Annotated in this window: 19 protein-coding genes; 6 read left to right on the top strand and 13 right to left on the bottom strand. The window is 62.9% G+C overall.

Translation table 11 applies throughout. The features are described from left to right. Positions 1 to 124 precede the first annotated feature (124 nt). A complete protein-coding gene (locus PD284_RS15015; protein WP_274628986.1) occupies positions 125 to 1,090 on the bottom strand; it encodes a glycosyltransferase in 966 nt (321 codons plus the stop codon). Between the two features lie 640 nt (positions 1,091 to 1,730). Between PD284_RS15015 and PD284_RS15010 the strand changes: the two genes are divergently transcribed. Next, positions 1,731 to 2,339 (top strand): transglutaminase-like cysteine peptidase, encoded by a 609-nt coding sequence (locus PD284_RS15010; RefSeq protein WP_274628985.1) that lies wholly within the window; start codon positions 1,731 to 1,733, stop codon positions 2,337 to 2,339. A 42-nt stretch (positions 2,340 to 2,381) separates the two neighbouring features. Here the strand turns inward: PD284_RS15010 and PD284_RS15005 are convergent, their stop codons facing one another. Next, positions 2,382 to 2,882, bottom strand: a complete 501-nt coding sequence (locus PD284_RS15005) for a hypothetical protein (protein WP_274628984.1) — start codon at positions 2,880 to 2,882, stop codon at positions 2,382 to 2,384. 189 nt (positions 2,883 to 3,071) lie between these two features. Here PD284_RS15005 and PD284_RS15000 point away from each other — a divergent pair, with 189 nt between their 5' ends. The 3 genes from PD284_RS15000 to PD284_RS14990 all read left to right on the top strand — a co-directional run bounded on the left by PD284_RS15000 (position 3,072) and on the right by PD284_RS14990 (position 7,482). Then, positions 3,072 to 3,836, top strand: a complete 765-nt coding sequence (locus PD284_RS15000; RefSeq protein ID WP_274628983.1) for an SDR family oxidoreductase — start codon at positions 3,072 to 3,074, stop codon at positions 3,834 to 3,836. A gap of 93 nt (positions 3,837 to 3,929) precedes the next feature. After that, positions 3,930 to 6,251 carry an NADP-dependent malic enzyme gene (locus tag PD284_RS14995; RefSeq protein WP_274628982.1) on the top strand — a complete coding sequence of 774 codons (2,322 nt, stop codon included), beginning with the start codon at positions 3,930 to 3,932 and terminating at the stop codon, positions 6,249 to 6,251. Positions 6,252 to 6,351: 100 nt separating this feature from the next. Continuing rightward, positions 6,352 to 7,482: a DUF2865 domain-containing protein gene (locus PD284_RS14990; RefSeq protein ID WP_274628981.1), complete on the top strand. Its 1,131-nt coding sequence runs from the start codon at positions 6,352 to 6,354 to the stop codon at positions 7,480 to 7,482. On the opposite strand, the gene gltX is transcribed toward PD284_RS14990, so the two are convergent. The 5 genes from gltX to PD284_RS14965 all read right to left on the bottom strand — a co-directional run bounded on the left by gltX (position 7,400) and on the right by PD284_RS14965 (position 13,145). Beyond that, positions 7,400 to 8,773, bottom strand: a complete 1,374-nt coding sequence (gene gltX, locus PD284_RS14985; protein WP_274628980.1) for a glutamate--tRNA ligase — start codon at positions 8,771 to 8,773, stop codon at positions 7,400 to 7,402. The two genes, PD284_RS14990 and gltX, sit on opposite strands and share 83 nt — an antisense overlap. Before the next feature lie 117 nt (positions 8,774 to 8,890). After that, the gene (locus PD284_RS14980) at positions 8,891 to 10,099 is read right to left on the bottom strand and encodes an MFS transporter (protein ID WP_274628979.1); all 1,209 of its coding nucleotides are present in this window, start codon (positions 10,097 to 10,099) and stop codon (positions 8,891 to 8,893) included. Positions 10,100 to 10,268: 169 nt separating this feature from the next. Then, positions 10,269 to 10,682, bottom strand: coding sequence for a GNAT family N-acetyltransferase (locus PD284_RS14975; protein ID WP_274628978.1), 414 nt, complete (start codon positions 10,680 to 10,682; stop codon positions 10,269 to 10,271). A 10-nt stretch (positions 10,683 to 10,692) separates the two neighbouring features. Then, on the bottom strand, positions 10,693 to 12,378 hold the full coding sequence (locus PD284_RS14970) for an NAD+ synthase (RefSeq protein ID WP_411956216.1): 1,686 nt from the start codon (positions 12,376 to 12,378) through the stop codon (positions 10,693 to 10,695). Between the two features lie 53 nt (positions 12,379 to 12,431). After that, entirely contained in the window at positions 12,432 to 13,145 is a 714-nt protein-coding gene (locus tag PD284_RS14965) for a DNA-3-methyladenine glycosylase I (protein ID WP_274628977.1), read from the bottom strand. An 80-nt stretch (positions 13,146 to 13,225) separates the two neighbouring features. Between PD284_RS14965 and PD284_RS14960 the strand changes: the two genes are divergently transcribed. After that, entirely contained in the window at positions 13,226 to 13,786 is a 561-nt protein-coding gene (locus PD284_RS14960; RefSeq protein WP_274628976.1) for a DUF1003 domain-containing protein, read from the top strand. Between the two features lie 27 nt (positions 13,787 to 13,813). Here the strand turns inward: PD284_RS14960 and PD284_RS14955 are convergent, their stop codons facing one another. Beyond that, positions 13,814 to 14,173, bottom strand: a complete 360-nt coding sequence (locus PD284_RS14955) for a diacylglycerol kinase (protein ID WP_274630648.1) — start codon at positions 14,171 to 14,173, stop codon at positions 13,814 to 13,816. 331 nt (positions 14,174 to 14,504) lie between these two features. Between PD284_RS14955 and PD284_RS14950 the strand changes: the two genes are divergently transcribed. Continuing rightward, complete coding sequence (locus PD284_RS14950) at positions 14,505 to 15,578, top strand: GGDEF domain-containing protein (protein WP_274628975.1); 1,074 nt, start codon at positions 14,505 to 14,507, stop codon at positions 15,576 to 15,578. A 73-nt stretch (positions 15,579 to 15,651) separates the two neighbouring features. On the opposite strand, the gene PD284_RS14945 is transcribed toward PD284_RS14950, so the two are convergent. The 5 genes from PD284_RS14945 to rpiA form a co-directional block, all read right to left on the bottom strand. Next, on the bottom strand, positions 15,652 to 17,028 hold the full coding sequence (locus PD284_RS14945) for a class II 3-deoxy-7-phosphoheptulonate synthase (protein WP_274628974.1): 1,377 nt from the start codon (positions 17,026 to 17,028) through the stop codon (positions 15,652 to 15,654). A 127-nt stretch (positions 17,029 to 17,155) separates the two neighbouring features. Next, positions 17,156 to 18,367: a gluconeogenesis factor YvcK family protein gene (locus tag PD284_RS14940; RefSeq protein WP_274628973.1), complete on the bottom strand. Its 1,212-nt coding sequence runs from the start codon at positions 18,365 to 18,367 to the stop codon at positions 17,156 to 17,158. A 6-nt stretch (positions 18,368 to 18,373) separates the two neighbouring features. Then, the gene (gene gor / locus PD284_RS14935) at positions 18,374 to 19,765 is read right to left on the bottom strand and encodes a glutathione-disulfide reductase (protein ID WP_274628972.1); all 1,392 of its coding nucleotides are present in this window, start codon (positions 19,763 to 19,765) and stop codon (positions 18,374 to 18,376) included. 116 nt (positions 19,766 to 19,881) lie between these two features. After that, positions 19,882 to 20,466, bottom strand: a complete 585-nt coding sequence (locus PD284_RS14930) for a DUF2059 domain-containing protein (protein ID WP_274628971.1) — start codon at positions 20,464 to 20,466, stop codon at positions 19,882 to 19,884. Then, positions 20,463 to 21,185, bottom strand: coding sequence for a ribose-5-phosphate isomerase RpiA (gene rpiA / locus PD284_RS14925; RefSeq protein WP_274628970.1), 723 nt, complete (start codon positions 21,183 to 21,185; stop codon positions 20,463 to 20,465). Before rpiA ends, PD284_RS14930 begins: the two co-directional genes overlap by 4 nt. Positions 21,186 to 21,221 lie beyond the last annotated feature (36 nt).

The raw sequence follows: 21,221 nt of genomic DNA, 5'->3' as shown, positions 1-21,221 counted from the left end.
GGAAGACCCCGTATGCGGATGGCGCCTAGCCAATTGCGAGTGATCGGATCAGGAAGCGCGGCTGCCGCATCAAACTTGCGACAAGCCGCGTCAACGCACCGAAGTTTCGGCTGTTCATGAACTGTTACCCGGCGCGGGAGAACAGGAAGAGGAGGTCGTCGTCCTTGTTCCGACCCGCAGCATCCCTGACCAGCAGTTCGACGGATGTTAGCAAACGCAGCGTTTCCAGAGGCTCGACAATCGCGCCGTTCAGCGAGAGCGCACGCAGGAACGCGGTGCGAGCGAAGATGCGGAGGTGCCCGGGAAGGTGGGGCTCGATCTCGCCCCATTCGGTCGGCCAGCCAGCGGGACCGATGTGCGATGCATGGCGCTCCAACTGGACGAGTGAACCTGCATGGAGGTGTTCCGTAAGGGCCAGCGCCGCGGCCACGGCGTTGGAACCGGCATTTGCCATGGACAGGCTCTGCTCGTGGATACGATAGTGGAGGACGACATCCGGCAGGTTTGTGAAGCCGCCAAGCTTCGACAGACGCAGCCAGAGGTCATAGTCCTCGGCAGCTGCAAATCGGTGCCGGTAGCCGCCGCAGCGCGCCACTGCGCCCGCGCGCATCGTCACGGCGGGATGGCAGAACGGCGCCCCTCTTTCCAAGTGGCCGAGACAAGCGCGCTCATCCAACGGATAGGCGCCGTGCCCGATGATCTGGCCGGTGCGGTCGATCTTCTCGACCTGCCCACCGACTGCGACGATGCCAGGATGACGCCGTAGGAAGTCAATCTGCTTGGCGAGGCGATCCGGCACGGCTACGTCGTCTGCATCCATGCGCGCCAGGAGCGGAGCGCGTGCGACGGCTCGACCGGCCTCTAGGGCGTTCACGAGACCGATGCGCTCATCGGAAACGACACGGATCCTGTCATCGCGGCCGGCGTAACCGTCGATGATATCTCCCGTGCCGTCCTCGGACCCATCGTTGATGATGAGCAGTTCGAGTCCGACGGTGATTTGTCGGAGGACGCTGTCGATGGCCTGCCCTACGAAACGCTCGGCGTTTCGTACCGGCATCAAGACACTGACCTCCAGATGGTCGCCCAAGATCCCCCTCGCACGGACTGAGAGCCCTCAGCCATTGTGCGTTCCCCTGCGGCCAGCAGTATTTGATACCCAGTTCCAACGTCGACCATGCGGCGTACCCCTGTCGCGCCGCATCGGACAACCAACCCCACTGCCGAACGAGTTCTCGCCCCTAGCCGCTCACGGTCCGCCCTGAGTAGAATTCCCTCTAGACTCATACACCTGCAGCTACAACCTTTTACAACCTGAAGCCCATGTCAAGATCTTCCGGTGATTGAACACCGGGAACATGGTCCGGAGATCTTGAATGGACCAAGAATACCCACTGAAAACTGATACGCGCAACGCACGGCGTCTTCATTATTGTTGAAGCGAATTTGCCGTTGGTTTCCTATCCACGGGCGCCTCAATCTTGTCGCCTTCGCGTCCTTGATTGGTGGCTTCCTCAGGCGGCTGCATGCCCATCCGGGGCCCTAATGAAGCCTTAACCGCGATGCTCCATGCTTTCTTAAGAAGCGGGAGCGCGGGCGCGCCAATGTGTAAGGAGAACAAGCGCTGCTTGTCTTCGCCCGCCACGACACGGGAGACGTCCATTCTTCTCAAGTAGCGGGTGGTATTGACGCGCGGCGGGGAACTCAACGCGCGGAGGAGGTCGGTCCAAATGAAGCCACAACTGCTTGTTCCCGCAGCCATATTCCTTCTGGCATCGTCCGCCGCGAGCGTCGCGGACAACTATCTTCCCTCCAGTCGGTCGGTAGGAGCCCCTGCCGGCTTCATCGATGCCTGCGCCCATTATGGGTGGTTATGCTCCAACGCGGGACCAACCCGGGGAGCCGACAGTTCGCAGCTGACTCTCCTGAAACAGGTCAACGCCAGGGTCAACTCGTCCGTCCGCCCGGTCGACGATCTCAGCGGCACGGGGCTTTCGGAGAGTTGGTCGCTGCCGACCGACGGCACCGGAGATTGCGAGGACTACGCGCTCCTGAAATACAAGCGCCTGGTCGAGGCCGGCTTCGATCACGGCAACCTCGCGCTATCCGTCGTGCTCGACAAGCGGGGCAACAACCACGTGGTGTTAGTCGCCCGGATGGAGTCCGGGGATGTCGTCCTCGATAGCCTCGCCGGGAGCGTGAAACCTTGGAACCGCACAGGCTACACGTTCGTAGCGCATCAGGGTTTTCAGAAGAAGTCCCAATGGAAGGTGTCTGTGGCCGGACCTCGCGCTCGGCAATTGCTCAAACGCGAGGCCGCTTCCGGCGCTAGGCGGTAAGTCCCGCTGCGAGGGGAACGGGTTCGCCATCCCATCCCGGGATTACGCAGCCCGCCCGTTTGGCGGAGTTGTCTGAGCCTCGCGCTTCCGGCTCAGTTGCTCACCATCGTCCTCATGCTTGGTTGTGCCACGGGAAATGGCGGTAGAGACGACGGCCGGGGGATCACTCGCCGGGAAACTGTCCTCTAGGCCCGCTTGCAGTTGTTCCTCCAACGTGTCGCAGTTCTCGGACCGACCCTGAGTGCGCCGTTCTCTCACCTTCTCGACCGATTCTTTCCGATCCGGGAACTCGCGCGCCTCCTTGATCGCAGCATAGAGCTGCTCGATCGCAAACTCCTTGACGTCATCGAGGTCCGCAATGTCCGCATCGTACGCCTCGATCCGCTCGACCACCATTTTCTCGAACTTGTCCAGGCATTCCACTCCATGCGTCCGGCAAAGGTGGTGCAATGCCTCTCTCACGACGAGGGGACCGAATGTGGTGCATGCATCCAGCTTCATGCGTTCGATCTGGTCTGGCTGGGCTCTATTGAGATTCGACATGGCCGAGTTCCCTGTTTGAAAGGTGGGACGATAACCAACCGCGGGCGGACATGGTTCCATCACATCCGACGAGAGCCGGGTGGCGCGACCGCGCCCAAAGGGGTATTCGCGCTTTGGACAAAATAACGCGGGTGACGCACCGGACGGTGGCGCTATTGTAGGGCCCGTAAGTCACATGGAGAGAGCATCGTGGACCTCGGAATACGCGGCAAGACCGCAATCGTGTGCGCGTCCAGCAAGGGGCTCGGGCGTGGCTGCGCAACGGCGCTCGCCGAAGCCGGCTGCGACCTCGTCGTCAACGGCCGCCGCGCCGACATTCTTGCGACCACCGCCAGCGACATTCGCAACCGATACGGCGTCAAGGTCATCGAGGTGCCGGGGGACGTATCGGACCCCGCCATTCAGAAGGCCCTCATCGAGGCGGCACCACAAGCCGACATACTCGTCAACAACAATGGCGGCCCGCCGCGACGCGACTTTGGCGAACTCGACCGGGAGAAAATACTCGCGGGTCTTACCCAGAACCTGGTTACGCCCGTCGAACTCGTCCAGGCGTTGCTGCCGGGCATGGCGGAGCGCGGATTTGGCCGTATCGTGAACATCACGTCGCTGTCCGTCTATGTGCCGATTGCAGGTCTCGACCTCTCGTCAGGTGCCCGGGCGGGACTGACCTCGCTTCTGGCCGGTGTAGCGCGCACCGTCGCGCATCGGAACGTGACCATCAACAACATGCTGCCGGGAAAGCTCGACACTGACCGCCTGAAGGGCGTGATGGGCGCCGAAGAGACCGACGCGCAGCGGATTGCAAGGCTCACGGCCGACATCCCTGCCAAACGGCTGGGCACGCCCGAAGAGTTCGGCCAGATTTGCGCGTTCCTATGCTCCGTGCACGCCGGCTACATCACCGGCCAGAACATTCCGGTGGACGGCGGCTCCTACATCAGCGCCTTCTGACGCTCGGCTGCGCCCGGCGCTGTTTTCCCACATCGTTTAGGCGCGGGTATGCTAAGAGCCCGCGCATAGCTCATACTAGGAGTCACCAGGCGGATGGACAAAGAGGCGAGCAAATCTCCCCGCTCAGATCTCGACGAAGCGGCATTGTTCTTCCATCGCCATCCTACGCCCGGAAAGCTCGAAATCCAGGCGACGAAGCCGCTTGGCAATCAGCGAGACCTTGCGCTCGCCTATTCCCCGGGGGTGGCCGCGCCCTGTATCGAGATCCATGCCAATCCCGCGGCGGCCGCGGACTACACCGGCCGGGCAAATCTCGTTGCCGTCATCTCGAACGGCACCGCCGTGCTCGGCCTCGGCGACATAGGCCCCCTCGCCTCCAAGCCGGTGATGGAGGGCAAGGCTGTCCTCTTCAAGAAATTTGCCGGCATCGACGTGTTCGACATCGAGATCGACGCGCCGGAGGTGGAGACCATGGTGTCGACCATTGCGGCTCTGGAGCCGACCTTTGGCGGCATCAACCTGGAGGACATCAAGGCGCCGGAGTGCTTCGCGGTCGAGGAGCGCCTCAAGGCGCGCATGAAAATCCCGGTCTTCCATGACGACCAGCACGGCACGGCGATCATCGTGGCCGCGGCCGTGCTCAACGCGCTGGAGCTGGCCGGCAAGAAGATCGAGACCGCCAGGATCGTGACGTCCGGCGCTGGCGCCGCCGCCATCGCCTGCCTCAACCTGCTGGTTTCACTCGGGGCCAAGGTCGACAACATCTGGGTAACCGACCGGCATGGTGTCGCCTACAAGGGCCGCACCGAGGAAATGGACCGCTGGAAGGACCCCTACGTCAAGGACACGAACGCACGCACGCTGGCCGATGTGATCGGCGGCGCCGACGTCTTTCTGGGCGTGTCCGCCGCAGGGGTGCTGAAACCCGAACTGCTCAAGGAAATGGCTGACAGGCCGCTGATCCTCGCGCTGGCCAATCCGACGCCCGAGATCATGCCGGAAGTGGCGCGCGCCGCGCGTCCGGACGCCATGATCTGCACCGGCCGTTCGGATTACCCCAATCAGGTCAACAACGTCCTCTGTTTCCCTTACATCTTTCGCGGTGCGTTGGACTGCGGCGCCAGCGCCATCAACGAAGCCATGAAGATGGCGGCGGTGCGGGCCATTGCCGGGCTCGCTCGCGAAGAGCCATCCGACGTCGCGGCGCGCGCCTATTCCGGCGAGACGCCGACCTTCGGTCCGGATTTCCTTATTCCCTCTCCCTTCGACCCGCGGCTCATCCTTCGCATTGCGCCGGCCGTTGCCAAGGCCGCCTGCGAGACAGGCGTGGCGACGCGACCGATCGAAGACTGGCCCGGCTATGTCGACCGGCTGAATCGTTTCGTCTTCAAATCTGGACTGGTGATGAAGCCGGTCTTCTCCGCGGCGAAGTCCGCAAGTGCGAAGCGCGTGATTTACGCTGATGGCGAGGACGAGCGCGTCTTGCGCGCCGCCCAGGTCTGCATCGAGGAGGCGATCGCCCGGCCGATCCTGATCGGACGACCGCATGTGGTGGATGTACGGTTGCAACGCTACGGTCTCAAGATCCGACCCGGGATCGACTTCGAACTCATCAATCCGGAGGACGATCCGCGCTACCGCGAGTATGTGGAACTGCTGATCCAGCGCGCCGGCCGCCGGGGCGTCACACAAGAAGCGGCCCGCACGATGGTGCGCACGGATAACACCGTGATCGCGGCGATTGCCCTCAAGCGCGGAGATGCCGATGCGATGATCTGCGGTCTCGAAGGGCGCTTCGAAAGGCATCTGCGCAACGTCAGCCTGATCATCGGGCCGCGTGCGGACGTGACGGACCGGGATCTGTCGGCGCTCTCGATGCTGATCTCGCAACGCGGCGTGCTGTTCTTCACGGACACCTATGTGAGCCTCGATCCCACCGCGGCGGAAATCGTCGAGATGACGCTGCTTGCGGCCGAGGAGATCCGCCGCTTCGGCATCGAGCCGAAGGCGGCCCTCCTCTCACTCTCCAATTTCGGCTCACGCCGCTCAGACAGCGGGAGGAAGATGCGGGAAGCGGTTGAAATAATACATCGAATCGTTCCCGATCTCGAGTGCGACGGCGAAATGCATGCCGATGCGGCCCTGTCTGAGGTGCTGCGCAACCGCGTCTACCCGCATTCGAAAATCACCGGAGAGGCGAACCTTCTCGTCTTCCCGAATCTCGATTCGGCAAACATCACGTTGAATGCAGTGAAGCAGATGACCGATGCCCTGCATGTGGGGCCGATCCTTCTCGGCACCGACAAGCCGGCGCATATCCTGACACCGTCGGTGACCTCGCGTGGCGTCGTGAACATGACTGCCCTCGCAGTGGTAGAGGCCAGCCAGAAGCTGCAAGGCGTCAAGACCACGTGATGCATGAAGGCTGCGTTGGACGCGAAATCGACAGATTGCGCCGACCCGGCTAGTCTTGAAGCGGGCATGACCGACAGGGAGCCATGCCGGACGACGGGCGATGGTGGCGCGACACAATCGAATATTTCTGGCGGGCGTTGGCCTGCTGATCCTTGCCCTGGGCGAGCCCGCCGAGGCGGATTCACGTCTGTGCCGCCAATTGCAGGCGAAGCTCGCGTCCCTGCCTGCGGAAGGCGGCGGCTCGGAGCTCTACCGACGATACGATGAAGCCGTGGGCCAGCAACGGGAGGAAATCGCGGCCGCCAGGCAGCGCGCGCGGGGGGCTGGATGCGGTTTCGCGCTCGGCCTCGGCGCCAGCCAGTGCCAGGCGATCAACCTCAAGATCGAGCAGATGGAGTTTAACCTCGCCGATCTTCAGAGGAAGCGTCAGGCGTTGGCGCGTGGCGGGGACGGCGGGCGAGAGCATCGCGAACTGCTCGCGGCCCTGGAAGACAATGGCTGCGGCACGGACAGGCGCGCCGCACGCGCTGCCGAACTCGGCCGCGATGTCGACGGCAATCTGTTCGACCGTCTCAGGTCTGGGAGCTTCGAAGACGATCTGTACGCGGACGATGACGACGACTATGGGGGCGCGGTGCTGGCCGTGCCGGAGGACGCCTATCCTGCCTATCGCACGATCTGCGTGCGAACTTGCGACGGCTATTACTTCCCGATGTCGCCGTCCTCCTCCCGCAACGATTTTGCCCGCGATCAGCAGAACTGCGAATCGATCTGCCCCGGAACCGAGATGCGGACCTACTACCAGCGCGCCGAAGTTCAGGGTGTGGAGACCATGATGTCGACCGCCAGCGAGGAACCCTACTCCGAACTCGCAACAGCCTACCTCTACAAGCGCAACGACGTCGGGCCACCGGCTGCATGCGGCTGCGGACAGATGGCGACGGAAAAGAACTACACCATCATCGCGGGCCAGGGCTCGGCCGCCGAAGATCGGACCGAGCGGCGCATCCCGCGACCGTGGACCCGTCCCGATGCGGGTGCGGATCCGGAAACGCTCGCCAATGCCGACGGCGGGCTCAGCGCAGGCCAGTTAAGGGAACTGCTGAAGCCGAAGGCGGCCAAACGACTGCCCGCCGACGAGCGCAGGGTCAGGGTTGTCGGGCCAGCGTTCCTTCCCGACCAATCAACGGCAGAAGATCCGCCAGTTCCGGACCGGAAGCCAGGCCCGTAAGCGCCAGCCTCAGCGGCATGAACAGCGCTCTGCCCTTGCGTCCCGTCTGCTTCTTCACGCGATCCGTCCACGCCTTCCAGGTCGAGCCGTCCCACGGCTCTTCCGGCAGCAGCGCAAACGCTTCGCGCACGAAAGCGAGGTCCTCGGGGTTGAGATCCACCGGCTCGGCGGGGCCTCTGCGTATGATCGACCACCATGTCGACGCATCGCGAAGGCGGTCCAGATTGCCCCGCACCGCGTTCCAGAAGGGCTCCGCGAGCTCGCCGGAGATCGTCAGCGCACTCAGCCGCTCCCGTGCCTCGTCGTAGGGCATCTTGTGCAGAAGCGTTCTGTTGAGCGTCACAAGTTCGGCGGGGTCGAACTTCGACGCCGATTTCGAGGTGCTGGCGAGGTCGAAATGCGCGGCAAGCTCGTCCAGGCTCTCCATCGCGGCGATGTTCTCGGAGGTTCCCACCAGCACCGCGAGCGAGGCAACCGCCATCGCCTCGATGCCATCCTCACGCAGCCCGGAGATAGACAGTGCGCCGCTTCGCTTGGAAAGCCCCTCGCCCGTGGTCGACGTCAGCAGGTTGTGGTGTCCGAAAGCCGGAGGTTCGGCACCCAGCGCCCTGAACAGGGCAATCTGGACGCCCGTGTTGGTCACGTGGTCGTCGCCGCGTATGACGTGCGTGACGCCATACTCGATATCGTCGACCACCGACGGCAGCGTGTACAGGTAAGTCCCGTCCTCGCGCACCAGCACGGGGTCCGACAGCGACGCGAGGTCTACGGTCTCTTCACCGCGGATGACGTCGTTCCAAGTCACGTCGGTGCGCTGCGTTTCTGCGGGGTCGTCGGCGAAATTCGGCAACAGGAAACGCCAGTGAGGTCGCCTTCCCTCGTCCTCGAGATGCGCCTTTTCTTCGTCTGTCAGCTTCAGCGCCTCGCGTCCGTAGACGGGCGGCAGCTTGCGTGACAACCGTATCTTGCGCTTGAGGTCCAGCTCTTCCGTCGTCTCGTAACAGGGATAGAGCAGCCCCGCGGCCTTCAGCTTCTCCACCGCCTCGTTGTAGCGGTCGAAGCGACGCGACTGGTAGTCGGTCGCGTCTGGGAAGATGCCCAGCCAGTGCAGGTCATAGAGGATGGAATCCGCATACTCCTGCTTCGAGCGCACAAGATCGGTGTCGTCGAAGCGCTGGATGAAGCGGCCGTTGTTCTTCTGCGCAAAGAGCCAGTTGAAAAGGGCGGTGCGCGCGTTGCCGATATGGATTTTTCCAGTCGGCGACGGTGCGAAACGGACGGTGACGCTCATGCGGGCGGGCGTAAACGATGCGGCCCCGCTTGGCAAGGCTGCAGGCGACCGCCCGCGCGGCCGCCCATCGTTCATGTTTGGCTGTCGCGGTCACCCGGCAATTGCGGCGTTGACGGCCTAGTTCCGGGCCCTGACGCGTCGGGCCACGTGCAGCATCACCAGCGAGATTGCGAAGCAATAGACGCCCATGACGACCAGGATGCCAGGGAACGAGATCCCTGCATCGATCATGAAGCCGGTCAGCCCAGGTCCCGCCGCCGACGCGAACACGCCGGCCGAGACGACCAGTGCCCGAATCGAACCCAGGTGCCTGATGCCGTAGAATTCCGGCCACACCGCGCCGAACAGGGTGACGCACATGCCGTTCGACATGCCGACGAGCGCCATGAATGCGAACGGGGTCCACGGTTCGGTGACCGTGCCGAGCACGATGCATCCCGCGCCCAGCGGAAGCAGCACGAAGGGCAGCAGGGCCAACCCTGAAAATCGGTCGATGAGTTGTCCGGAAACGATGGTGAAGACGCTGTTGGTTGCTGCCCAGACGATGAAGGCGGACGCGAAGATCTCCAGCGACCAGCCGCGCAACTCCACCAGGTGCACCTGATGGAATATCGCCACGGTGACGATGAAGCCGGGAGCCATGATGCCGGTCATGGCCAGGTAGAACATTGGATCGCGAAGCACCTCGGCGCGCGTCCAGTCGCGCGCGTCGACGAGCCGCGGCACGGGGTCGCTCGACCGCGGGGTGCGGTCGACCGCGACCAGGACCGAAACCACCGGCAAAGCGACAATCAGCACGAGCCCGGCCGCCACCAGCCAGCCGTTTCGCCAGCCTATCCACAAGGCCAGCATGACGAATATGTTGGTGAACAGGGCGTCTCCGGCATTGTGGCCGAGGATGACGAGCGAGAGCGCCTTGCCGCGCTGGGCAGAAAACCAACGCGCGGTCGCCGTGTAGGCGGCGTGCGGAAACATGCCCTGCCCGAACAGGCGCAGCAGATAGATGGTGATGACGAGCAGCACTACGTTCGTCGATAGCGCCATCAACGCAGCGGCGAGCGCCAGCATCGGCGCCATCAGCAGCACGACGCGCCGTATGCTCAGCCTGTCGACGATCTGGCCCAGATAGGGCAGCGTCATTGCGCTCGCCAGCGTCCCGATCATGTAGACGACGCCCCAGGCCCCATTCGAAAGGTCATATTCAGAGCGGATGTGGCCGGCAGACAGCGAGATAAAGATCGTCTGTCCGGTGGTCGACAGGAAGGTCAGCAGAAAGCAACCCGCAATCCAGCGGGCATTGTCTTTGAAAAAATACAGGAATGACATCGGAGGGGCGATTCGCGGAGAGGTTTTCCCTCCTTGGAAGAATGCTCCCGCAGCGTCAAACGTTCATCCGACAAACGTTGGGCCACTATCGCCGATTGCGATGAACGGCTCATCGGCATCGCTCCACGGATGCGCAAAGCGTGTGCATTGAACAGGCGATCCGGCGAGTTCAGCGATCCAGCCGCATCTCGTTGCCGTCATGGACGCGCCGGAAGCCGAATTGCGCGTAGAGCCGATGCGCATCGGCGGTGTTCAGGGTCCATGTGCTCACCGTGGCAAGCTCCGGATGCGCCAGCAGCGCCTGCACGAGCGCCTTGCCGATGCCCTTGCCGCGATGGTTGGGCGCAACGATGACATCGGAGATGCGGGCGAACAGCGCTCTGTCGCCCGCGGCGCGGCCAAACCCCACCAGCCTCCCCTCGGCCAGGGCGATTGCGCAGATCGAATTGGCGAAGGCACTCCGGTGCAGAGCATCAGTCCGCTTGCCGCCCCAGTAGCTTGCCATCAGCCAATCCGACACCGTGCGGAAATCGAGACGCTGCTGGTCGAAGGTGATCTCGAAGTCGCAATCGGTATCGGGCACGGATTCGCTCCTACCCGCGGTCTCGGAACTTGTTGGTGATGGGATAGCGGCGGTCTCGGCCAAAATTCTTGCGGGTGATCTTCACGCCCGGAGCGGCCTGGCGGCGCTTGTATTCGGCGACGTAGAGAAGGTGCTCGATCCTATGAACGGTGTCGCGGTCGTGGCCGCGCGCCACGATGTCGTCGACCCCCATCTCGTTCTCGACAAGGCATTCGAGTATGTCGTCCAGTACCGGATATGGCGGCAGCGAATCCTGATCTGTCTGGTTGGGCCGCAACTCGGCCGAAGGCGCCTTGTCGATGATATTTCTTGGGATCACCTCCCCCGAGGGACCCAGCGCGCCCGGCGGCACGTGATCGTTGCGCCAGCGCGACAGCGCATAGACCTGCATCTTGTAGAGGTCCTTGATCGGGTTGAAGCCGCCGTTCATGTCGCCATAGAGCGTGGCGTAGCCCACTGACATCTCGCTCTTGTTGCCGGTGGTGACCACCATCGAGCCGAACTTGTTGGAGATCGCCATCAGGATCGTCCCGCGCGCCCTGCTCTGCAGATTTTCCTCGGTGATACCTTCCTTCGTGCCCTCGAAGAGCTGGGTCAGCGTGTGTGCAAAACCTTCCACAGGCTCCTGGATCGGCACGATGTCGTAGCGGCAGCCGAGCGCGCGGGCGCAGTCCTCGGCGTCCTTCAGCGACTCGCCGGACGTGTACTTGTAAGGCATCATCACGGCGCGAAGGCGTTCTTCACCGAGCGCATCGACAGCAAGGGCGGCGCAGATCGCCGAATCGATGCCGCCCGATAGGCCAATCACCACATTCTTGAAGCCGTTCTTGTTGACGTAGTCCCGCAGGCCCAGCATGCAGGCCCGGTAGTCCGCTTCCTCATGATCCGGCAGCTTCGACATCGGGCCGTCGACACAGCGCCATTCATTTTCATCGTCGCGTTTCCAGGTGGTGACGGCGACGGCATCCTCGAACTGGCTCATCTGGAAGGCGAGCGATTTGTCCGCGTTGATGGCGAAAGAGGCGCCGTCGAAGATCAGTTCGTCCTGGCCGCCCAACTGGTTCGCCCACAGCATAGGCAAGCCCGATTCGATGACCTGGCGGATCACCACTTGCTGGCGCACGTCCATCTTGCCGCGGTAGTAAGGCGATCCGTTCGGCACGAGCAGCATTTCGGCGCCGCTTTCAGCAAGCGTCTCGCACACCCCGTGCTCGCCCCAGATATCCTCGCAGATGGGAATCCCGAGCCGAACGCCCCTGAAATTCACGGGCCCGGGCATGTCCGGACCGGCCTGGAACACGCGCTTCTCGTCGAACTCGCCATAGTTCGGCAAATCGACCTTGAAGCGCTCGCCGATGATCCTGCCTCCGTCGGCGACAATGATCGAGTTGTGGACGCCGCTCTTGCGCTTCAATGGCGTGCCGATGATGACGCCCGGCCCGCCATCAGCGGTATCCCTGGCGATATCCGCCGCCGCCTTCTCGCAGGCCGCGAGGAAGGCCGGCTTGAGGACGAGATCCTCAGGCGGATAGCCGGCGATGAAGAGTTCGGTGAAGAGAACGAGGTCGGCCCCTTGCCTAGCGGCATCCGCCCGCGCCTCGCGCGCCTTGGCGAGATTGCCGGCGACGTCGCCCACCGTCGGGTTCATTTGCGCGATCGCGATGCGGAGAATGTCGGGAGCGTGATGTGCCATCATGCAAAGGATTTAGACCGCATCGCCGCTACCGGCAATGGCGGCCGATTGCTCCACTACTCTCCCATGTATTGTCGAAGCTCTTCCGCCGAATGGTTCACTCCGATCGACATGGAAAGCACCCGGGAGATGTGCATGCGCGGCAGCTTGGTTTCCTCCGCCCATGCATTGATCTGCTGCTGGATCTTCACCAGATCCTTTTTCGATGTCGGGCTTTCGGCGATGTCGAGCCCGGCGTCGCGCAGCGCGGCTGACATGTCGGCCGAAATGATGAAGGCGTCCCAGCCCACCCAGCGCAGGAAATATTGGCCGGTATTGCCACCGAGCCGACTGCCGTTCTTGCCGAGATAGTCCATCAGGCCGACCTGATCGTCCGCCGGCCATTTGGCGAGAAATTGCCCGAAGCCGCCATGCTCCTTCGAGACGCGTTCCACGAAAGCGGCGTTCTCCCTCACTGACCTTATCTTCTGTGGGTTCCGGACGATGCGCTTGTCGGACGCGAGGTCGTGCCAGAAGTCGTCCGGCTGGAAAATCAGGCGCTTTGGCTCGAAACCGAGGAACGCCTCCTCGAAGCCCGGCCATTTCTGCTCGATGACGCTCCACACGAAGCCGGCGGAAAACACGCGCTCGGCCATGAGCGAGAGGATCCGGTCGTCGTCAAGCCTCGCCACGGCGGCATTGTCCGGCCCCTTTCCGAGCAGGGTTGCGAGCACGGCCTCGCCGCCCTTGCGGTCTGCGGCGCGTGCGCGGATTTTCGAGAATGCGAGCATTGCCCCTCACCTTTAGCCTCGGAGCAGTCTAGCATGGCCTGCGGCAGCGGCCAGCGCTGCACTGATACCGGGAGACGCGCATGAACCACACATTCGCCGAACTCGCCCATCACTGGTTGCGCCGGCAGCCGCAGACATTGACCCCGACCGAGGACCGCGTGCTTCGCAGCGCGCTGGAGCGCCACGCGATCACCCGCGACAAGAACAAGAGCTACGATGACGGTTCGTCGACCGGCGACCGGGTGGCCGACGCCATCGCCCGGATCGGCGGCTCTTGGACGTTCATCATCGGCTTTCTGCTTTTCCTCCTCGTCTGGATCCTGATCAATGTCTGGATGTTCGGAAGAGACACCTTCGATCCCTATCCGTTCGTCTTCCTCAACCTCGTGCTGTCCATGCTGGCGGCGATCCAGGCGCCGGTGATCATGATGTCGCAGAACCGCCAGGCAGCGCGCGACCGGCTGGATGCCGCCCATGACTATGAGGTCAATCTCAAGGCCGAGATCGAGATCATGGCCCTGCACGAGAAGCTCGACGAGCTGCGCCATCGCGAGGTGCAAGAACTCGGCGGCAGACTGTCCGAGATGGCCGCACAGCTCGAGCGGATCGAGCAGTTGGTCACGGTCAAGAGGCGGCGGTGAACGTGTTCGGCGCCGGTCCGGTTCGCTTCAGAGGAGCAGACCCGTCACCCGTTCAACGACCGCGACCGCCCATACGCCGACGACGAGCACGATGGAGATCAGCACGGCCAGCGATCCGCAGTCCTTTGCAAGCTGGATGTCGATGTTGAACTCACGGCTCACCGCATCGCAAGCCGCCTCGATGCCCGTGTTCAGCACCTCGACGATGATCAGGAACAGAATCGCTCCGATCAGCAGCGCATAGCCACGCCAACTGGTGGCCACGAACCAGCCGATCGGCAGCGCTGCGGCGAGCAGCATCAGCTCCTGCTGAAACGCCGCCTCGGTCGCGGCCAGGCGGCGGAAGGCCCGTAGGGAATTCTGGAAGGCTTTTAACAGTCGATTCATCGCATCGCCTCGAGAAACGGGCTCGTCATTGAACAAAAAGCCGAGCCTGACAAGACGCAGCACAACGAGGCTGGCAGGGGCGCTCAACGACTCGCGATGAGCGGGCTCGCGAGGGCGGGACAAGTAGGACGACCATTCGAACAGTGACGATATACTGTGACCTCGTCCAAATCCGTTGATTTTAATAAAGAATTAGAGGTCTCTAAAGTAAACAGCCGCTGGCGTTCAAGCTTCGATTTCCATCCTCGCGATTCGATCAGCCGCCGACCTGAAAGGTCGTCAGACACCGAAAGCGAGAGATGGACGCCGCAGGGGGTGGGTGGATCGACATATGCAGGCTGCCAGCGTCCAGAGCGAACGCACAACCGACATCGCCTCGACAGTCGTTGCGACAATGCGCCAGATGGGCGTCGTTGCGTTGCCCCGCAACTACGAGATCTTCTACGAAGCACTAACGGGAGCCAACCAGCAATTGGCGCTTGACCTGGTGTCACTCAGCAAGCGGCCGACTCAAAGTGAGCTGGACGAACTCGGCCGTAAGCATTTCGGACAGAACCACGGCCATCGCATCGTCGAACAGGCACGCGAGATCATCGCGCATGAGCTTGAGGACGTCGCCAGACTGCTTAGGACTGAGCGCACCAGTCTGGAGCGATATGGCGAGATCCTGAACGAGACGTCGAACGGCTTGGCCGATCCCCGCGTCGTCAACAAGGACATCCTCGCCAAGATAGCTTCGGTCATGGCGGTGGCGACGGAAACCACGATCGACCATGGCCGGCAGCTTGCCGCTACCCTCGGCGAGAAGACAGTCGAGCTTGAGAACGTCAAGTCGAAGCTGGAGGAATACAAGAAGCTCGCAGACACCGATGCGCTGACACAGGTCGCAAACCGCCGTGCTTTCGACCGCCAGCTCGCCTATGTCTACAGCGACCCGAAGGTGATCATGTTCAGCTCATTGATCCTTGTCGATATCGACAGGTTCAAGGAGATCAACGACCGCTTTGGCCATCCGATCGGCGACAAGATCATTCAGGCGATCGCGAATATTCTCCAGGCCAGCATTCGTGGGCAGACTTTCATCGCCCGCACCGGCGGCGAGGAGTTCGCGCTCATCCTGGATGGCGTTGGCGAGGAAGGGGTGATGGGCATTTCCGAACGCCTCCGCAACGCCATTGCGCAGACGCCCTTCTCCAACCCGCAGACCGGTGCGCCGTTGGGATCGATAACCGTGTCCGTGGGCATCTGCATGGCGTCAGAGGCCGACAGCGCCGAAGACCTCTATGCCAAGGCGGATCGAGCACTGTACCGGTCCAAGGTGAACGGCCGCAACCGCATCACCGCATACGCCTCGTTGATCGAGACGCGGCCCGGGAAGAACTGGATGCTCTACAGGTCGGAATAGCGAGCCGATCCCCGCCTATCGCAGCAGCGGCAAGGAAAAGGCGCCATACCGGCGCCTTTCGTTTCAATGCCTGTCAGGCGCTGACAGCCTGCTTCTGAGGTTGTGCGACATGGGTCTTTTTCAGAAGGTCCGAGACGAGGAAGGCAAGTTCGATCGCCTGGTCTGCATTGAGGCGCGGATCGCAGTGCGTGTGGTAGCGGTCCTGCAGTTCCTCGGCAGTGATCGCGCGCGCGCCGCCCGTGCATTCGGTGACGTTCTTTCCGGTCATCTCGACATGGATGCCGCCCGGATGCGTCCCCTCGGCGCGGTGCACGTCGAAGAACGACTGCACTTCCTTGAGGACTCGCTCGAATGGACGCGTCTTGTAGCCGGCCGCCGTGATGGTGTTGCCGTGCATGGGGTCGCACGACCAGACGACCTTGCGGCCCTCCCTCTCGACGGCTTTCACCAGCTTCGACAGATGGTCCTCGACCTTGTCGTAGCCGAAGCGCGCGATGAGCGTCAAACGGCCGGGCTCGTTTTCCGGATTGAGCAGATCGATCAGGTTCAGCAAGCCGTCCGGCGTAAGCGAAGGTCCGCACTTCAGCCCGAGCGGGTTCTTGATACCTCGGCAATACTCCACATGGGCATGGTCCGGCTGGCGGGTCCGGTCGCCGATCCAGATCATGTGGCCGGAGGTCGCGTACCAGTCGCCCGAGGTGGAATCCACGCGCGTCAGCGCCTCTTCGTATCCCAGCAGTAGCGCCTCGTGGCTCGTGTAGAAATCCGTTTCGCGCAGCGCGAAATTGGTTTCGGAGGTGATGCCGATCGCACGCATGAAATTCATCGTTTCGGTGATGCGGTTGGCAAGCGCCTCATACCGCTCGCCCTGCGGGCTGTCAGACACGAAGCCGAGCATCCACTTGTGCACGTTCTCGAGGCTGGCGTAGCCGCCCTGGGCAAACGCCCGAAGCAGGTTCAGCGTTGCCGCCGACTGGCGATAGGCCATTTCCTGGCGCGAGGGGTCCGGCACGCGCGACTTCTCGTCGAAATCGATGCCGTTGATGATGTCGCCGCGGTAGCTGGGCAGCGTCACATCGCCCTTGGTCTCGTTGTCGGACGAGCGCGGCTTGGCGAACTGTCCGGCAATGCGGCCGACCTTCACCACCGGCTGCGATCCGGCGAAGGTGAGCACGACGGACATCTGCAGGAAGACACGGAAAAAGTCGCGGATGTTATCGGCGCCGTGCTCGGCGAAACTCTCGGCGCAATCACCACCCTGGAGAAGGAAGGACTCGCCATTGGCGACCGCTGCAAGCTGCTTCTTCAGCTTCCTGGCTTCGCCCGCAAAGACGAGGGGCGGAAAGGTAGCGAGCTGGCTTTCAGTCGCGACGAGCGCGGCAGCGTCCGGATAAGCGGGCACCTGCTGGATCGGCTTGCTTCTCCACGAGTTCGGCGACCATTTCGTCATTGCAGCACCTACGCTTCCACGATGCGGACGTCACGTTCCGCCAACTTTGTCCATGCGGGGACGCGGCTCTATACAGGAAGCCCGGCCCCTATTCCACCGGGAAGTACAGCGCATCCGAGCTGGACGATCAAATGGGAGACAGAGGCTCGACTTCCGGCGCCGTGCGGATCGCCTGCATTGCAAGCTCGGTCAGGATGGACGCGACCGCACGCCCGTCGTGTTGCCCGCGTATCCAGGCGTCCTCCAGGTCGTCAGACACATGCCGAATGCCCAGATTGCCACAGCACCGCTCGACATCGCCGTGGCGCAGATAGCGGAACTTGCCCACCGTTTTCTGGAACGGGAAGAACTCGCTGTCGCTGACGACGTGAGTGAGCCAAGGCGACGGCACGCTCGTTTCGCGTGCGGCCGTAGCCTCGAGCACTTCGACCTGGTCGCCCAGAGTCATACCCGAGGTTTCCTCGCACTCCAGGATGTTGCCGACGAAGATCTTCGGCGCAGCGCTGTTCTGCCGGATGGCCTCGGCGACGCCTTCGACATGCAGGTGCGGCAGGATGCTGGTGTAGAAGCTGCCCGGTCCGAAGACGATCGCATCGGCGTTTGCCACCGCCTCTAGCGTCTTGGCATTTGCCTCAATTTTCGATGCGCCCGACGTCAGCGCAATCGAGGCCACACCGATCTCGGCGTCGCTTTTCGCCATCTTCGTGACGAGATGCTGGCGATCGAGCCGGCGTCCGTCCTTCAGCAAGGCGCTCAGGTGGACGTCGGGTCGGGTCGATGCGGGCCAGACGTGACCGTTTACGGCGCACAGATCGCGAAATTTGAGAATGGCTGCGTTGATGTCCTCGCCATGCGCGAGGTAGGCGCCCGTCAGGATGAAGTTTCCGATGCTGCCATTGCGGAAATCGAAGTCGCGCGGGATCCGTCGCTGGAAAAGTCCCAGATAGGCTCGAATTGCTTCGCGCAGGGCGGGCTCCATTCTCAGCAATAGGGGATGCTCGCCACGCGCATAGTAATCAAACTCTGCGCGCGCCTCCTCATTGCCGAGAGCGTCCGAGAGGCGCGCATTGCAGATTTTCACGACCTCCCCTGCCCGGCCCTCGCCGTGCGCCATCGTCATCAGGGCCTGGCGGATATCGCCGACGGGCAGCATGTCGAACGCCACGCGCAGCTCCTTCGAACTGCCCCCGCTGTCCCACGCAGGCACGATGCGGGTCAGCTCGACGGACGTGCGTGAGAGCGCGATGTTGATGTTGCGGCACGCCGTTCCGCCGGAGAAGAGTACGATCCGCGGAGGACGTTCAGACGTGGTCGGGGTCGGCTTCGCCGCTTGGTCCATCCGCGTTCAGCCCACCCGATTTCCGTCCTTCAACCGAAAGCTCGGCGAATACATCGTTACAAGCTCCTCGGCCGCCGTCGGGTGCACCGCCATGGTGCGGTCGAAATCCTCCTTGGTGAGACCGGCCTTCAAGGCGATCCCAAGCAACTGCGCCATCTCGCCTGCATCCGGTCCGAGCACGTGGACGCCGAGGACAAGGCGTGTCTCTGCATCGACGACGATCTTCATCAGCGTCCGCTCGTCGCGCCCAGCCAACGTATTGCGCATCGGTCGAAAATGGGCGCGATAGATCTCGAGATCCGCAAAACGGTGCGCCGCCTCGTCCTCCGAGAGGCCGACGGTGCCGATCTCGGGCTGAGAAAAGACCGCCGTCGCCACGCAATCGTGATCCGGGACCGTCTTCTTGCCTCTGAAAGCGGTGTCCACGAAGCACATGGCCTCGTGGATCGCGACCGGCGTGAGTTGCACGCGATTGGTGACATCGCCGACCGCCCAGATGTTCTTGACGCTGGTGCGCGAATACGCGTCCACAATAATCTCGCCGAGCTTGCCGAGTTCGACGCCTGCCGCTTCCAGACCCAGGTTCTCGGTATTTGGAATGCGCCCGAGCGCAAGCATGACCTGGTCGGCGACCAGCACGCCGCCGTCCATCAGATGCGCCGCGAGGCGGCCGTCCTCGCGTCGCTCGATGCGCTCGAAATGGGTTTCGCAGTGGATGTGAATTCCCTTCTTCTCCATTGTTTCGTGGAGAAGCCGGCGCAGGTCCATGTCGAACCGGCTGAGGATTTCCTTGCCCCTGTAAACCAGATGGGTTTCCACGCCCAACCCATGGAAAATGTTGGCGAACTCCACTGCGATGTAGCCGCCGCCAGCGATCACGATCGACTTCGGGAGTTCGGGGAGGTCGAAGGCTTCGTCGGAAAAGATGCAAAGCTCGTGTCCCGGCAGCGCAGCGTGCGGATTGGGACGGCCGCCAGTGGCGACCAGGATCTGGTCCGCCGTCACGGTGCGGTTTTCACCCTCGAGCCGAATCGTATGCGCATCGACGAGCGTGGCGCGGGTGCTGAACGTGTCTCCGCCATTTCCGGCGACGCCGCGCCGATAGAGCTCCTCGAGTCGCGCGATCTCGCGATCCTTGTTGGCGATGAGCGTCGGCCAGTCGAAGGTTGATTTTGGAACCGACCATCCGTAGCCGGCTGCGTCCTCGAAATGCTCGGGAAACTGGGAAGCGTAGACGAAAAGCTTCTTTGGCACGCAGCCGCGGATCACGCAGGTCCCGCCGTAGCGGTATTCCTCGGCAACGCCGACCTTCTTGCCGAGCCCGGCGGTCACGCGTGCGGCCCGCACGCCCCCCGAGCCGCCTCCGATGACAAAAAGGTCGTAATCATAATTCGCCATCACGCGACTCCTGGCTGCAAAGTTAGGTCAACAGTTAGGAGGCGGACGTCGAAAAAGAAAGCCCGGCATGAAGCCGGGCCGGATAGAGGACTGGCGGGCATATGCCCAAGCCGATATCAATTGGCGGGGGCGGCCTCTGTTGGGGCCTGCGCGCCGGCGGCCGACGGATCGACCGTCACCGGAGCGGCCTGCTTCGGCGGACCGACCTTCTCTTCGAGCTGCTTGCCGACCTGCTCGGCGAGATCACGAGCGATGCCGTTCTTCCAGATCTCCGCGGCCTTGGCGACCTCGCGGGTGACGATCGGCCCATCCTTGAGGAGATTGAGACCGGCCGGAGACGTGTAGAATGCGGCGATCGCGTTCAGGTCTTCTTCCGACAGCACACGCGCATAGGCCATCGCCGATTCCTTTTCGAGATCGGTGCGGCGGCCGGCCAGCTCCAGCGCCTTGGCGTCGACGATCGCGGTGATGTCCGGCGTCAGGTCCGGGTTCTTCTGGATGAGTTCGCGCTTCAACGCGGCCGCAGCGTTCGGCAGGATGTCGTCGTAGAAGTCGGTGGCGTTGATCGCATCGACTGCAGCGCGCGCCGCCTTCATGTGGGCTTCGGAGATCTCCTGCGCGAAGGACGGAGACGCGACAGCCACCATGGCGACTGCGGCGACGGCGGCCGCAGTGCGGCGGACGCGATTGGCAAATTTCATGTCTGTCTCAAACTCCCTGGTGCGGGTTTGGCGTGCAAGGTTTTGATGCCGTCGCTGCCGGCGATGATCGCGGTCGTCGCCAGGCCGAGAAACAGTCCGTGCTCCACCACCCCCGGGACGGCATGAAGGGCATCCGAGAGCGCTCTTGGATCCGGAATGCGGCCAAAAGATGCATCGAGGATGAAATGTCCGCCGTCTGTAACAAACGGCGCGTCGCGCGTCATCCTCAATGTGATCGGCCCGGTGAGATCCAGGCTCTGGGCGACGCCAGCGATCGCGAGTTCGGTCGCCCGCATGCCGAAGGGGTTTATCTCGATGGGCAGCGGGAAGCGGCCGAGCGTGTCGACCAGCTTCGTGTCGTCAGCGATGACGATCATGCGCGCCGAGGCGGCAGCGACGATCTTCTCGCGCAGCAGCGCGCCGCCCCCGCCCTTGATCAGCGAGAGGTGCGAATCGACCTCGTCCGCGCCGTCGACGGTGAGATCGAGCTGCGGCATTTCATCGAGGGTCGCGAGCGGAACGCCAAGTTGCAGGCAGAGCGAAGCGGTCCTCTCGGACGTCGGAACCCCCACCACTTTCATCCCGGCCGCCACGCGTTCCGCCAGGAGCCGGACGAACTCGTTCGCCGTGGATCCCGTGCCGATGCCCAGCTTCACGCCGTCCTCGACATAGCCGAGCGCAATGCGGGCGGCTTCTATCTTCAGGGCTGTAGCATCCATGCGGCGTCGGGTTCCGTTGTATCGGCGCCGCTCGTA

Origin of the sequence: Mesorhizobium shangrilense, assembly GCF_028826155.1 — a bacterium.
GTDB classification, from domain to species: Bacteria; Pseudomonadota; Alphaproteobacteria; order Rhizobiales; family Rhizobiaceae; genus Arvimicrobium; species Arvimicrobium flavum.
This window is presented reverse-complemented; position numbering and strand designations above follow the sequence as displayed.

Excerpts from the sequence above, each read along its gene's own strand:
- PD284_RS15010 (WP_274628985.1), top strand. The coding sequence starts at position 1,731 with ATGAAGCCACAACTGCTTGTTCCCGCAGCCATATTCCTTCTGGCATCG.
- PD284_RS15005 (WP_274628984.1), bottom strand. The coding sequence starts at position 2,882 with ATGTCGAATCTCAATAGAGCCCAGCCAGACCAGATCGAACGCATGAAG.
- PD284_RS14995 (WP_274628982.1), top strand. The coding sequence starts at position 3,930 with ATGGACAAAGAGGCGAGCAAATCTCCCCGCTCAGATCTCGACGAAGCG.
- PD284_RS14990 (WP_274628981.1), top strand. The coding sequence starts at position 6,352 with ATGGTGGCGCGACACAATCGAATATTTCTGGCGGGCGTTGGCCTGCTG.
- gltX (WP_274628980.1), bottom strand. The coding sequence starts at position 8,773 with ATGAGCGTCACCGTCCGTTTCGCACCGTCGCCGACTGGAAAAATCCAT.
- PD284_RS14980 (WP_274628979.1), bottom strand. The coding sequence starts at position 10,099 with ATGTCATTCCTGTATTTTTTCAAAGACAATGCCCGCTGGATTGCGGGT.
- PD284_RS14970 (WP_411956216.1), bottom strand. The coding sequence starts at position 12,378 with ATGATGGCACATCACGCTCCCGACATTCTCCGCATCGCGATCGCGCAA.
- PD284_RS14965 (WP_274628977.1), bottom strand. The coding sequence starts at position 13,145 with ATGCTCGCATTCTCGAAAATCCGCGCACGCGCCGCAGACCGCAAGGGC.
- PD284_RS14960 (WP_274628976.1), top strand. The coding sequence starts at position 13,226 with ATGAACCACACATTCGCCGAACTCGCCCATCACTGGTTGCGCCGGCAG.
- PD284_RS14955 (WP_274630648.1), bottom strand. The coding sequence starts at position 14,173 with ATGAATCGACTGTTAAAAGCCTTCCAGAATTCCCTACGGGCCTTCCGC.
- PD284_RS14950 (WP_274628975.1), top strand. The coding sequence starts at position 14,505 with ATGCAGGCTGCCAGCGTCCAGAGCGAACGCACAACCGACATCGCCTCG.
- PD284_RS14945 (WP_274628974.1), bottom strand. The coding sequence starts at position 17,028 with ATGACGAAATGGTCGCCGAACTCGTGGAGAAGCAAGCCGATCCAGCAG.
- PD284_RS14940 (WP_274628973.1), bottom strand. The coding sequence starts at position 18,367 with ATGGACCAAGCGGCGAAGCCGACCCCGACCACGTCTGAACGTCCTCCG.
- gor (WP_274628972.1), bottom strand. The coding sequence starts at position 19,765 with ATGGCGAATTATGATTACGACCTTTTTGTCATCGGAGGCGGCTCGGGG.
- PD284_RS14930 (WP_274628971.1), bottom strand. The coding sequence starts at position 20,466 with ATGAAATTTGCCAATCGCGTCCGCCGCACTGCGGCCGCCGTCGCCGCA.
- rpiA (WP_274628970.1), bottom strand. The coding sequence starts at position 21,185 with ATGGATGCTACAGCCCTGAAGATAGAAGCCGCCCGCATTGCGCTCGGC.